We start from the raw sequence: 13,249 nt of genomic DNA, 5'->3' as shown, positions 1-13,249 counted from the left end.
CAGCCTGTGCCCGCCGGCCTCGCAGCGTTACCCTTCGCGCTCCGCAAGCACGATGCGCACATGCTGCTTGCGCCCGGCCGACAGAAGCCATTCACTACCGGCGGGAAGCGCCATATCGGCATCGTTCACCGCCACGCCATCGAGCCGCAAGCCGCCGCCCGCTGCCAGGCGCCGCGCTGCACCGCGCGACGCCGCCAGGCCGGCATCGACGGCAAGTTCGGCCAGCGTGATCCCGGCCGCGAAGCGCGCGGCATCGAGCGTGAACGTCGGCATGTCGTCGCGCCGGGCGTCGCCAAAGGCCGCCGCTGCAGCGCGCAGCGCCGCGTCGAGCGCGTCCTGTCCGTGCGCCAGTCGCGTCGCTTCATTGGCCAGCACGATCTTCGCATCGTTCAGCGCCGCGCCCTGCAACGCGCCCAGGTGCCGCACCTCGGTCATCGGCAGTTCGGTAAAGAGCGCCAGGAAGCGCGCCACGTCGCGGTCGTCGACATTGCGCCAGAACTGCCAGAAGCCGTAGGGCGACAGGCGGTCGGCGTTGAGCCACACGGCGCCGCCCGCCGACTTGCCCATCTTCTTGCCGTCGCTCGTGGCCAGCAGCGGCATGGTCAGGCCATACAGGTCCAGGCCCGACTGGCGCCGGCCCAGATCGATGCCGTTGATGATGTTGGCCCACTGGTCGGCCCCACCGATCTGCAGCGTGCAGCCATGACGGCGTGCCAGTTCGGTGAAGTCGTACGCCTGCAACAGCGTGTAGCCGAATTCCAGGAATGACAGCGAGTGTTCGAGGCGCGAGCGGATCGCGTCGAAGGTCAGCATCCGGTTGACGCTGAAGTGGCGCCCCACCTGGCCCAAAAAATCGAGGTAGCCCAGGCCATCGAGCCATGCGGCGTTGTCGACCACCGGCACGTCCGGGCCGAGGTAGCGTGCGAAGGCGCGGCCGATGCCGGCGATGTTCGCGTCGATCGCCGGGCCGTCCAGTACCGGCCGCGTGGTGTCGCGAAAACTCGGGTCGCCAATGCGTGTGGTAGCCCCGCCAATGAGCAGCAGGGGGTGGTGGCCCGCGCGCTGCAGCCAGCGCATCAGCATGAGGCCTTGCAGGTGGCCGACATGCAGGCTGTCGGCGGTTGCGTCAAAGCCCAGGTAGGCGGTGATGGGCGTGGCCATGGCGTGGCGCAGGCCAGCGACGTCGGTGCACTGGTGGATGAAGCCGCGTTCTTGCAGAACGTCGAGCAGGTCGATCGGGATGGACATAGAGTCTCCTGGAGATGGAACGCCCAGGAAGACCGGTTACCCGTACATGTCCGCCTGAAGCGGACCGGGTTGCGTGAAAGCCCCTACCGCTGCGAGGTGCGGTAGGCGTAATAGCTGGCTGAGGAAGTCACGATGAAAGTCATGGATCGATCTTAGCCGCATGCCGGCGCATGCGTCAAGCGTCGGGGCAGTGCCGCGACGCTTGCTTCAGTGCGTGCTTCAGCGCTTACTTCAGTGCCTTGAACAACACCTCGAGCCGGTCCTTCGTGCCCGGAATGCGTTCCAGACGCGGATAGCGCAGGCCGTCGCGGTAATCGAGCGAGATCGTGCGCAGGTTGTTCCCCTTGCGTACCAGGAGTTCGAGCGGCGCCTTGCCATCCTTGGCCGCGCGCACTGCTGCCTTGAGCACGTCGCCCTTGTAGACGCGGTTGTTGACCGCGACGATCGTCGTGTTGGCTGCCAGGCCCGCGCGGAAGCCCACGCCGTCCCAGATCACGCCGGTGATGCCGCCGTCGGCGCGCACCTGGAAGCCCAGCGAGTACGTGAAGTCGGTGGTCTTGTTGCGCTCTTCCGCGCCGCGCGCCGCGTCGCTTGGCGTGTCGCCGTAGACCAGCTTCCAGCCGGCGCGCTTGAGGCCATCGAGCGGGGCGCCCGGGCCGTGGCCGTCCAGGCGCGCGCGCAGGAACGGCGCCCAGTCGTATTTCTGCACCTTGTTCAGGGCGGCCACCACATCGTCGAACGTGTAGTAGGTGGTCTGGGTGCTGCCGTTGTCGATGCCGAAGAAGGCGCGCGCGAAGTCCTGCAGGCCGCGCTGCTCGCCCGACATCTCGCGGATCATCGTGTCGACGTCGAGCCAGATCAGCATGCCCTCGGTGTAGTAATCCTCGCTGCGCTGCCAGTTGCCCCAGCCGATCGGACGGCGCCCGTTGATGATCGGGTCGTTGACGGTGTCCTGCACTGCGCGCCAGTCGCGGCCCTGGGTGGCGTCGTAGCGCGCCGCGTCGGCCGCCAGCGCATCGCGCGCATGGGTTTGCGAGACCAGGCCCGAACGCGCGGCGAGCACCTTGCCCCAGAACTGGGTCTGGCCTTCGTACAGCCACAGCAGCTCGTTCTGCAGCGGCGTATTGAAGTTGGCGACATCCTGGCCCGCAGGCCGGCGGAACTTGCCGTTCCACGAGTGGACGAATTCGTGCGGCAGCAGTTCGCGCCCGGCTTCGTTGCGGTTCCACTCTGTGAAGTACCCGAGCTTGACGCCGTTCTCGCTCGACTGCTGGTGCTCGCGGCCGATGCCGCCGAATTCGTCCGAGATCGCAAACAGGAAATCGTACTGGCGATAGTGGTGCGAACCGAACAGCTTGAGCGCCTGGTCGACCATCGCGCGGTGCAGCTTGATCTGGTCCGGTTTGGCCTCGAGGTTTTCGGGATTGTCGGCCACGACATTGAGCATCACCGGCTGCTTCGCGCCCGGCGCCAGGTCGATGCGCTTGAAGTAGCGGCCCGCAAACAGGGGCGAATCGACCAGCGTGTCGAGATCATGCGGCTTGAAGCGCACTTCGTCACCGGTGCGTTCTTCGACCGCCAGCGAGCTGGCGAACTGCCAGCCAGCGGGCAGGCGCAGCGTCGGCTGCACGGTGATGCGGCGCGCCTGGTAGCCGGCCGGGTACAGCGCCACCGACTGCCACTGCACGCCGAGGATGTCGTCGGTCATCGTGATGCGGCCCTGCGTCGTATCGAGCGGCGACAGGAACTGGTATTCGGCTTCCAGCGTCGTTGCGCCCTCCGGCACGACGACGTGGAACGCATACACGTTGACCGGGTCGCGCTTCCATTCGACCGGCTTGCCGCCGGCGCGGAATTTCAGGCCGGCGAGCTGGGTCAGCGGGATGTTCGGGCCGTGGTTCCCCGGCGCCCACTGCGGATACAGCAGAGTCATCGCGCCGGGCTGCACGGGCATCGACAGGCGCATCCTGAAGACCTGCTGCGACAGATTGCTCGCGTCGACATGCAGCGCGATCGTGCCGGGATACGGCGCGTCGCCGACGGCGGGGATCTGGGCTGCGGCAGGCAGGGCCAGCGCCAGGGCCAGAGTCAGGGCCAAAGCGCTCGCCGGACGGGCAGCGCGTGCGAAGAAGGTGCGGAATGCGGTCATGGGAAAAGGCAGGGAAGGGAAGCCGGGCAGTGTAGCACTGCCCGTCGGGCTGAATTTCCCTTGATACATCATGCAAACAAAATTTGGAAAAATATTTTAAATTCCGTATTTTGCTTGTCTTGATTTCGCGATGGATGGCATTAGATTGGTACCAGCGGATGCTCAACTGAGGTCCGCACCCTTATCGCTTAACTTTACAAGGATAACTATCATGCGTACTTACGATCTGACCCCTCTCTACCGTTCCGCCATCGGTTTCGATCGCCTGGCCAGCCTGCTCGAGCAACGCGCCGAGTCGCAGCCAAGCTACCCACCGTACAACATCGAACTGGTGAGCGAAGACCAATACCGCATCGTGATGGCGCTGGCCGGCTTCACCCGCGACGAAGTCGAGATCATCACCGAGCGTGACAGCCTGCACGTTACTGGCCGCAAGCAGAAGGACGACGCCCAGCGCACTTTCCTGCACCGTGGCATCGCAGCGCGCGATTTCGAGCAGCGCTTCCAGCTGGCCAACCACGTGAAGGTCACCACGGCGTCGTTCGACAACGGCATGCTCACCATCGAACTGGTGCGTGAAGTGCCCGAGGCGCTCAAGCCGCGCAAGATCGCCATCGGCGATGCTGCCGGCACCACGATCAGCGGCGACAACGTCCAGGCACTGGAACAGCGCGCTGCCTGAATTGGCGCACATGATGCAATAACGGTTTGAACGGAGGGCGCCTGCAGCATCGGGGCGCCCTTGTCCTATCTGGCGAGCCTTGTGTCTGTGCAGTCGCAAACCGTGTGCATTAAGCCGTGTCTAAGGGGTGTTGTCTGTCAACTTAAGTATGGTCTAAGACGGCTGCGCGACACTAGCCTCATCGAATCTCGATCACCGATTTACCGAATTTTCATCAGGAGCACATCCATGTCGAACCCAAGTGCCGTTACTGCCATCACTGCCAAACGCCTGACGCTGGCCCTGTGTGCCGCGGGCGTCATCGGTGGCGCGGTCGGTGCCATCGCTGTCAATCACAACAACGCCACTGCCAATGCCGCAGCCCCAAGCGTGCCGGCTGTCGTCGCGGCCGCCCCTGGCGCCGCGCCTGCTGCTGCCGTGGGCGCACCGTCGTCGACCGTGGCGCTGCCCGACTTTACGCGCATCGCCGCGCAACAGGGCAAGGCCGTGGTCAATATCCGCGTCGTTGGCGGCACCAAGACGGCCGCCCGTGGTGGCGGCGGTGCCGGCGGCATGCCAAGCCTCGACCCGGGCCATCCGTTGTATGAGTTTTTCAAGCAGTTTCAGGACCCGCGCTCCGGTGGTGAGCGCGGTGGTCGTGAAGCGCCCGTTTTCGGCGCTGGATCGGGCTTCATCGTAAGCCCGGACGGCGTCATCCTTACCAACGCACACGTCGTGCAGGGCGCTGACGAAGTCACGGTCAAGCTGCAGGATCGCCGCGAGTTTCGCGCCAAGGTCCTGGGCTCCGACCCGCGCACCGACGTGGCTGTGTTGAAAATCGATGCCAAGGGCTTGCCCGTGGCGCCGATCGGCAAATCAAAAGCGGTCCTGGTGGGCGAATGGGTGCTGGCCATCGGTTCGCCATATGGCCTCGAAAGCACCGTCACCGCCGGCGTGGTCAGCGCCACCGGCCGCTCGATCCAGGGCGACAGCAATGTGCCGTTCATTCAGACCGACGTTGCGGTCAATCCCGGCAATTCGGGTGGTCCGTTGTTCAACACCCGGGGCGAAGTGGTCGGCATCAATTCGCAGATCTACAGCCAGACCGGCGGCTACCAGGGCCTGTCGTTCTCGATCCCGATCGATCTGGCCGTGCGCATCAAGGACCAGATCGTCGCCACCGGCAAGGTGCAGCATGCCAAGCTCGGTGTGAGCGTGCAGGAAGTCGGGCAGAGTTTCGCCGATTCGTTCAAGCTTGAATCGGTCGAGGGTGCGCTGGTGTCGAGCGTCGAACGTGGCAGTCCTGCGGAACGCGCGGGCCTGAAGTCCGGCGACGTGATTCGCGTTGCCAATGGCACGCCCATTGTCGCCTCGGCCGATCTGCCGGCGATGATGACGCTGGCCAAGCCGGGCGACAAGGTGGCAATGGACGTCTGGCGCGACGGCAAACTGGTACGCATCGATGCGACGCTGGCCGACGCGGCCGAGAAACCGCGCCGCGCTCAAGCAGAAGACGTGGGCAACGCCGTTGACAACAGCGCCAGACTGGGTCTGTCGTTGCGGCCCCTTGAGCCGATCGAGCGTCGCCAGAGCGGCATCGCCGCTGGCCTCTTGATCGAAGATGCTTCGGGCGCCGCGGAGATGGCGGGCATCGAACCGGGCGATGTGCTCATTTCGGTCAACGGCCGGCCCGTGACGTCGGTAGTCCAGGTGCGCGAGATGGTGGCCAAGGCCAGCAAGTCGGTGGCCCTGCTGATCCAGCGCGGCGGTGAGAAAATCTTCATCCCGGTGCGGATCGGTTAATTGGTTAAGATAGCGTAGCGCCCTCGGGTCGCACTTTTACAACGGGGGATGTATGCGGCTGCTGCTGGTGGAAGACGATACGATGATCGGCGAAGTAGTGCTCGACCTGCTCAGGGCCGAGCACTACGCAGTCGACTGGGTCAAGGACGGCGAAATGGCCGACACGGCCCTGCTGCAGAACCAGAACTACGATCTGGTGCTGCTCGACCTGGGGCTGCCACGCAAGGATGGCCTCGAAGTACTGCGCTCGATGCGCGCGCGCAAGGACCGCACCCCGGTGCTGGTCGCCACCGCGCGCGACTCGGTGGCCCAGCGCATTGCGGGCCTGGATGCCGGCGCCGACGACTACGTTCTCAAACCCTACGATCTCGACGAACTGCTCGCGCGCCTGCGCGCGCTGCTGCGGCGCGCTGCCGGCCGCGCCGAGCCGATTTTCGAATACCGTAACATCACGATCAATCCGGTCACGCGCGAAATCATGGTCGACGGCACCCAGGTGTCGCTGTCGGCGCGCGAGTGGGCCGTGCTCGAAGCGCTGGTCGCCCGGCCCGGCGCCGTGCTGTCGCGCGCGCAGCTCGAAGAAAAGCTGTACAGCTGGCGCGATGAAGTCTCGAGCAATGCGGTGGAAGTGTATATCCACGGCCTGCGCAAGAAACTGGGCAGTGACCTGATCCAGAACGTGCGCGGCGTCGGTTACATGGTGCCGAAAGCATGAAAATGACGCACTCGCTGCGCGGGCGCCTGCTCTGGTTCCTGCTCGCGGCGATCACGATTGCAGCGGTGGCGCAGGCGACGATCGCCTACCGCACCGCGTTGCACGACGCCGACCAGATCTTCGATTACCACATGCAGCAGATGGCCCTGTCGCTGCGCTCGAGCACACCGCTGTCGAACGACGAAGCGCGCGCGCGGCAGGAAGCCGAAAGCGCTGGTGGCAACGACGACATGGTGGTGCAGATGTGGTCCCCCGACGGCGCCCAGATGTTCCATAGCGTCTCGCGTGCGCGCCTGCCGCAGCGCGCGGTGCTGGGCTTTTCGAACGTGCGCGCCAACAGCACGACCTACCGCGTTTTCTCGATCCAGACCTCGAATCAAACCGTGCAGGTCGCGCAGGACCTGGCCGTGCGCCGCAATATGGCGGGCAATCTGGCACTGCGTACGCTGGGGCCCATCGCGGTCATGATGCCGATCCTGATGCTGGTCGTGTGGTGGGTCGTGAGCGGCTCGCTGCAACCGGTGGCGCGCGTGCGCTCGCAGGTGGCGTCGCGCCAGGCCGACGATCTGTCGCCCGTGTCCGATACCGGCTTGCCCGACGAAGTGCGCCCGCTGGTGCAAGAACTGAACCTGCTGTTTGGCCGCGTGCGCACTGCGTTCGAGGCCCAGCAGAACTTCGTGGCCGACGCCGCGCACGAACTGCGCACGCCGCTCGCGGCGCTGCGCCTGCAGGCGCAAAGCCTGGACCGCGCCGATACGCCCGAAGCGCGCCAGGTCGCGGTGGGCCGCCTGACGGCCGGCATCGATCGCGCCACGCGTCTGGTCGAGCAACTCCTGATCCTGGCGCGGCAAGAGGCCACCGCCGCCGAAGGCTCGGCGGCCAAGACCCGGCCGGTGGACCTGGCCGACCTGGCGCGCCGCACCGCCGCCGACATGGCCAGCGTGGCCGCCGCCAAGGGCGTCGACCTGGGCCTGCAGCAGGCCGACCCGGCCAGCATCGACGGCCAGCCCGACGCGCTGCAGATCCTGCTGCGCAACCTGGTCGACAACGCGGTCAAGTACACCCCAGGTGGCGGCACCGTCGACATCTCGGTACTCAGCGGCGCCGGCACGGTGGCGGTGCAAGTGGAAGACAGCGGCCCCGGCATCCCGCCGGACGAACGCGAACGCGTGTTCGACCGCTTCTACCGCGTGGCCGGCAGCGAGGCCGCCGGCAGCGGCCTGGGCCTGGCCATCATCAAGGCGATCGCCGAGCGCCATGGTGCGGTGTTGACGCTGGGTTCGTCCGAGCGACTGGGGGGCTTGATGGCGACCGTCACGTTCAAGACGCCGGTACAGACAAGCCTCTAGCAGCGCAGCTCGTGATAACGCTGGCGCAGGCTGAGGGTGTCATGCGCCAGCGTCTCCCCTGAATCGCGCGCGAGCCCGTGCTGCTCGATGCGTTCGTGGTCGACGATCGCCGCTTCGAGTGCGCGGCATTCGCGCTGTGCTCTCGCATCCAGCGCTTGACGTCGCACCGCTGTGGCGTACTGTTGCTCGTTCATTCCCAGAAGCGGTTTCAAGGCGCGGGCCATGCCCTCCTGTTGATATTCACGCGCGACTGTCGCGCCCACGCGGGACGTGCCCGACAGCTTGTCGACACCGCGCGCAGGCACCACGTCGAGCCGCTTTGCACCGAGGCACGGTACGTCGGTATAGGCGATCTTGCCGGCCACCTCACATTTGTAGATCGTGCGGCTGGGTGCCGGCAGCTGCGCATGCGCGGGCAGCGAGGCAAGTAGCAACAACAGCTTCCCAGCGATGGCAGTGTTGATTTTGAATGGGATGGTGTACATGGTGTCTGCCGCCGCCGTGCTGTCAAGCCAGGCAGGATACCGCAGCAGGCAGGGGCAAAATAGCGTTAATTGTCACGCTGACGCGGTGTGCATACTCACGGTAAAATAACCGGTTTGGCGGCTTTTTGTCCGCCTGTTTGCATACCGGGGAACCCATGAACAAGAACATAATGGCCGCCAGCGTACTGGCGGCAACGGCCGGCCTGGCGTCAAGCCAGGACATCGTGAAGATCGGCCATGTGGCCGGGATCACCGGGCCGGTGGCCTACTTTGGCAAGGACACCGAGAACGCCACGCGCATGGCGATCGAACACCTCAACGCGCGCGGCACCACGATCGCCGGCCGTAAGGTGACGTTCCAGCTGGTGGCAGAAGACGACGCGGGCGACCCGAAACAGGCCACCAGCGTGGCGCAGAAGCTGGTCGACGCCAAGGTCAATGGCGTGATCGGGCACCAGACGTCGGGCACCACGATTCCCGCGTCAAAGATCTATCACACGGGCGGCATCCCGCAGATTTCGCCGTCGAGCACCAGCCCGAAATACACGCAGCAGGGCTTCAATACGGCGTTTCGCACGATTGCCAACGACGTGCAGCTGGGCCAGGCCCTGGGCCGCTACGCGACCGGCGCCATGAAGGTGCGCCGCGTGGCCGTCGTCGATGACCGCACCGCCTACGGCCAGGGCCTGGTGATGGAATTTTCCAGAAGCCTGCAGCAGCAGGGCGGCACGATCGTCGCGCGCGAGTTCACCAACGACAAGGCGACCGACTTCAGCGCCATCGTCACCCGCATTCGCGCCACCAAGCCGGACATGGTCTTCTTCGGCGGCCTGAGCGCCACGGCCGGCCCGATGCTGCGCCAGATGAAGCAGCTGGGCATGAACGTGCGCATGATGGGCGGCGACGGCATCTGCTCGGACGAGATCTTCAAGCTCTCCGGCGGCACGATGGTCGACGGCCAGGTCGTGTGCGCGGAAGCGGGCGGCGTGCGCGGTGAAGGCAAGGTCGGCATGGACAAGTTCCGCGCCGACTACAAGAAGCGCTTCGGCATCGATGTGCAGATCAACGCGCCGTATGCGTATGACGCGACGATGGTCATGGCCGATGCGATGGTCAAGGCCGGATCGGCCGCGCCAGCCAAGTACCTGCCATTCCTGGCCAAAGCCAATTACAAGGGCGTGACCGGGCCGGTGGCGTTCGATGCGCGCGGCGATGTGCGTGACGGGACGATCACGCTGTACGGTTTCAAGGGTGGCAAGCGCTCCTTGATCACGGTGACCAAGTAGGGTGGATGGCTGCGCCGTCCACGCGTTCAAACCGAGCCTGCGTAGCTACATCACGATGACTGTTTGAACGCGTGGACGGGAAACCCGTCCACCCTACGCCTACATCATCAGGTGCCGGAAAGTCGGCTCGATATTCTTCGCGTGCAGATGGCGCACGATGTCTTCCAGCGTCGCGTCTTTCAGCAGCAGGCCTGCTGGCGGCGCGGACATGGGCGCGGCTTCGCTGGCCACGACCGGCGTATCGCGTGCCGCTACCACCGGCGCACTCACCGCGGCCGGTTCGAGCAGGCGCCACGCGTGCTCGAACTGCTCCGCATCGATACTCTCCAACCCTTCCAAAAATCCAGCCTGGCCGTTCGGCGGCGGCTGCATGTCCAGGCCCGGTTCGTCGGCAAACGACGCGCCCATTCCCGGGTGGATGAAGGCGGCCCATTTGCCGGTGCGCGGGTGCAGGCAGGGCGGCAGGGCGACCGGCGCGCGCACCGCGTCCGGCGCCAGCTCGACCTCGGGGAAGTACGCATCGCGCAGGCGTTCGAGAAAAGCCTGCGCACGCTCGGCCGGCACCGGCGTCGCGAGCGACAGCCACAAATAATAGGCGTCGCCGCCCGAGATGCTCACTGCGGGCGCGGGCAGCTTGAGCGTCGTCTGCAGCGCATTGGCCACTTCGCACAGCCGTGTCCAGTGCGCTTCGTTGTCGGCGCCCTTCGTCTTGCGAAACGGGATCATCATGGCGCGCGTCTGGCCGTCGCCGCCCGTCAGGCTGACCGGCAATGCGAGGATGTCGGATGGCAGCACATCGGCGGGAAGATACAGCCGCATCAATTCGGCAATCAGTTTGTGCATGGTGTTCTCGCTGGAAAGGGGGCATTTTGACACATCGCGTACCTGGGGATGCTGTGGTGCGGCGCCAACAGCCATTCTTGCGTGAAAAACCAGGCGATTACTTTTTTGCGGATTTAAAACGATTCCGGCGAAAAAAACATATCGCAGAAGTGGCTGCGATATTCTTTCAATCGCTTTTATAAGCAATTGCGCTATTTAAGTTATCGCAAATATTTATCTCGAGAAACGCTCTAAATAAGCGTATGCAATCCGGTTGCAAACCATTTAAAAATATCGCATTCTCGTTTCCGGCATTCGATCATCAGAATGCGAATTCAAATAAATATAACGGAGACCAGCGTGCATCACACCCTTTCCTCATTTGGAACATGGGCCGTATTGTCATCGGCCATGCTTCCTTCGTTCGCCGCAGCCCAGGCCGCGCCCACCCCGATCGTCTTCCAGAATGCAGCCGTGCACGACCCGTCGGTCATCAAGGTGGATGACATGTTCTATGTGTTCGGCTCGCACCTGGCGGCTGCCAAATCGCGTGATTTGATGAAATGGCAGCAGGTCAGCGACGGCGTCACCGCGAGCAATCCATTATTTCTCAATGGCGCATCGAATGTATTCACCGAACTGGCCGAAACATTCAGCTGGGCGCAATCGTCCACACTGTGGGCGGCCGATGTCAAGCGTATGCCGGACGGAAAATTCTATATGTATTACAACGCCTGCAAGGGCGATTCGCCACGTTCCGCATTGGGTATTGCGGTAGCGAATAATATCGAAGGTCCTTATGTCGATAAAGGCATCATTTTAAAATCCGGCATGTGGGGCCAGCCCAGCCATGATGGCACGATCTACGACGCACTGAAGCACCCGAATGCCGTTGATCCGCACGTCTTTTCGGACCGTGCCGGCAAACTGTGGATGGTGTACGGCTCGTATTCGGGCGGGATTTTCATCCTGGCGCTCAATCCCTCGACCGGCATGCCATTGCCGGGGCAGGGCTACGGCAAGCGCCTGATGGGCGGCAACCACGCACGCATCGAAGGCGCTTACGTGATGTACAGCCCGGCCACGTCGCACTATTACCTGTTCACGTCCTTCGGCGGCCTGGATTCGACCGGTGGCTACAATATGCGCGTCGCGCGCTCGCTCAATCCGGACGGGCCGTACGTCGACGCCCAGGGCAACGACATGGCGGCTGTCAAATCCGACCCCACCAAGCCGCTGTTCGACGACGCATCGATCGCGCCCTACGGCGTCAAGCTGATGGGCAGCTTCCTGTTCGAGCGCAGCCTGGGCGACGCCGGCACCGGCATCGGCACCGGCTACGTCTCGCCCGGCCACAACTCGGCGTATGTCGATCCGGCCAGCGGCAAGCACTTCCTGATCTTCCATGCGCGTTTCCCCGAGCGCGGCGAGCAGCATGAAATCCGCACGCACCAGTTGTTCATGAATGCGGACGGCTGGCCGGTCGTCGCGCCGCGCCGCTACACGGGCGAGACGCTGGGCGCCGTGCGGCGCGAATTCGTGCAGGGCGACTACATGCTCGTCAATCATGGCAAGGACATCTCGGCCGCCATCAAGAAGTCGCAGTCCATTGCACTCAACGCCGACGGCACGATCACGGGCGCCGTGAGCGGCAGCTGGCTGCTCACCGGCAGCAACGGGATCGAGATCCGTCTGCCCGGCGCCTCGCCGTACAAGGGTGTCTTTGTCAACGGCTGGGATGAAACGGCCAAGAGCCCTGCAATGACCTTCTCGGCGGTCTCGCGCGAGGGCGTCTCACTGTTCGGCAGCCGGCTGCCGCCACGCACCGAGGCGCAGGTGGTCAATGCCGTCGCCGCAGAACTCAGCCTGGGCAACACGAGCGCCGTCACGGCCAATCTTGCGCTGCCCACGCGCGGCACGCGCGGCGCGGTGATTACCTGGACGTCGTCCAATCCGGCCGTCATCAGCAACACCGGGGTGGTTACCAGTCCGGCCAGCGGGGACGTCAATGTCACGCTCACGGCGCGCATCGCCAAGGGCAATACGGCGGTTACCAAGACGTTTGTCGTCACCGTGCGCAAGGCCGGCGGCCTGCTGGCCCACTACACCTTCGATGGCAACCTGGCCGACGCGAACGGCATCTTTGGCAACGGCAGCGTGACCGGCAACCGGATCGACGCGCCAGGCGGCAGCATCGTCTTCGAGGCCGGCGTGAAGGGCAGGGCGGCCGTCTTTGACGGCGCGAGCGGCGTGCGGCTGCCCAATGGCCTCATCGCGAGCCAGAACTACAGCGTGGCGCTGTGGCTCAAGCCGGCGGCACTGACGGCGTTTTCGACCACCTTCTTTGGCGCGCGCACGACCGAATCCTGGGTCAGCCTGCTGCCGATGGGCCATGGGGGCGTGGGGGGCGCATCGATGCTGTGGTCGGGCACGGCCTGGTATGACGCCGGTCTTGGCATGACGCTCCCTGTCGGCCGCTGGTCGCACGTGGCCTTCACCGTGCGAAACGGCGCGGTCAGTGTGTATGTCGACGGCAGCAAGCGATTCAGCGGCGCGGGCTTCCCCAACGTGTTTACCGGCACCAGCGGCGTGTTTGCGCTGGGCGTGAACTGGTGGGATGCGCCATACCGGGGCGCGATGGACGATCTGCGCATCTATGGCTCGGCACTGAGCGACGCCGACATCGCGGCGCTCGTGCGCCAGTAACCCGCCACGCCTCTATCTCCACACA

At 64.7% G+C, this 13,249-nt stretch carries 10 protein-coding genes; 6 read left to right on the top strand and 4 right to left on the bottom strand.

The genetic code is table 11. The features are described 5' to 3' along the window. Positions 1–27 precede the first annotated feature (27 nt). The gene (tyrS, locus tag AC1MGT_RS05480; protein ID WP_499503334.1) at positions 28–1,248 is read right to left on the bottom strand and encodes a tyrosine--tRNA ligase; all 1,221 of its coding nucleotides are present in this window, start codon (positions 1,246–1,248) and stop codon (positions 28–30) included. Positions 1,249–1,474: 226 nt separating this feature from the next. Further along, complete coding sequence (locus AC1MGT_RS05475; protein WP_499503333.1) at positions 1,475–3,397, bottom strand: M61 family metallopeptidase; 1,923 nt, start codon at positions 3,395–3,397, stop codon at positions 1,475–1,477. 211 nt (positions 3,398–3,608) lie between these two features. Here AC1MGT_RS05475 and AC1MGT_RS05470 point away from each other — a divergent pair, with 211 nt between their 5' ends. The 4 genes from AC1MGT_RS05470 to AC1MGT_RS05455 all read left to right on the top strand — a co-directional run bounded on the left by AC1MGT_RS05470 (position 3,609) and on the right by AC1MGT_RS05455 (position 7,925). After that, a complete protein-coding gene (locus tag AC1MGT_RS05470; protein WP_183555607.1) occupies positions 3,609–4,079 on the top strand; it encodes an Hsp20 family protein in 471 nt (156 codons plus the stop codon). A gap of 228 nt (positions 4,080–4,307) precedes the next feature. Then, positions 4,308–5,861: a Do family serine endopeptidase gene (locus AC1MGT_RS05465; RefSeq protein ID WP_499503331.1), complete on the top strand. Its 1,554-nt coding sequence runs from the start codon at positions 4,308–4,310 to the stop codon at positions 5,859–5,861. Positions 5,862–5,913: 52 nt separating this feature from the next. After that, positions 5,914–6,576: a response regulator gene (locus AC1MGT_RS05460; protein ID WP_258835222.1), complete on the top strand. Its 663-nt coding sequence runs from the start codon at positions 5,914–5,916 to the stop codon at positions 6,574–6,576. After that, the gene (locus AC1MGT_RS05455; protein ID WP_499503330.1) at positions 6,573–7,925 is read left to right on the top strand and encodes an ATP-binding protein; all 1,353 of its coding nucleotides are present in this window, start codon (positions 6,573–6,575) and stop codon (positions 7,923–7,925) included. The genes AC1MGT_RS05460 and AC1MGT_RS05455 overlap by 4 nt, the downstream gene beginning before the upstream one ends. On the opposite strand, the gene AC1MGT_RS05450 is transcribed toward AC1MGT_RS05455, so the two are convergent. Next, the gene (locus tag AC1MGT_RS05450) at positions 7,922–8,410 is read right to left on the bottom strand and encodes a hypothetical protein (RefSeq protein ID WP_499503329.1); all 489 of its coding nucleotides are present in this window, start codon (positions 8,408–8,410) and stop codon (positions 7,922–7,924) included. The two genes, AC1MGT_RS05455 and AC1MGT_RS05450, sit on opposite strands and share 4 nt — an antisense overlap. A gap of 155 nt (positions 8,411–8,565) precedes the next feature. Between AC1MGT_RS05450 and AC1MGT_RS05445 the strand changes: the two genes are divergently transcribed. Next, a complete protein-coding gene (locus tag AC1MGT_RS05445) occupies positions 8,566–9,696 on the top strand; it encodes a branched-chain amino acid ABC transporter substrate-binding protein (protein ID WP_499503328.1) in 1,131 nt (376 codons plus the stop codon). 99 nt (positions 9,697–9,795) lie between these two features. Here the strand turns inward: AC1MGT_RS05445 and AC1MGT_RS05440 are convergent, their stop codons facing one another. Then, positions 9,796–10,539: a hypothetical protein gene (locus AC1MGT_RS05440; protein ID WP_499503327.1), complete on the bottom strand. Its 744-nt coding sequence runs from the start codon at positions 10,537–10,539 to the stop codon at positions 9,796–9,798. Between the two features lie 390 nt (positions 10,540–10,929). Between AC1MGT_RS05440 and AC1MGT_RS05435 the strand changes: the two genes are divergently transcribed. Continuing rightward, on the top strand, positions 10,930–13,224 hold the full coding sequence (locus AC1MGT_RS05435) for a family 43 glycosylhydrolase (protein ID WP_499503326.1): 2,295 nt from the start codon (positions 10,930–10,932) through the stop codon (positions 13,222–13,224). Positions 13,225–13,249 lie beyond the last annotated feature (25 nt).

It is taken from the genome of Telluria sp. BA11 (assembly GCF_056680305.1).
This window is presented reverse-complemented; position numbering and strand designations above follow the sequence as displayed.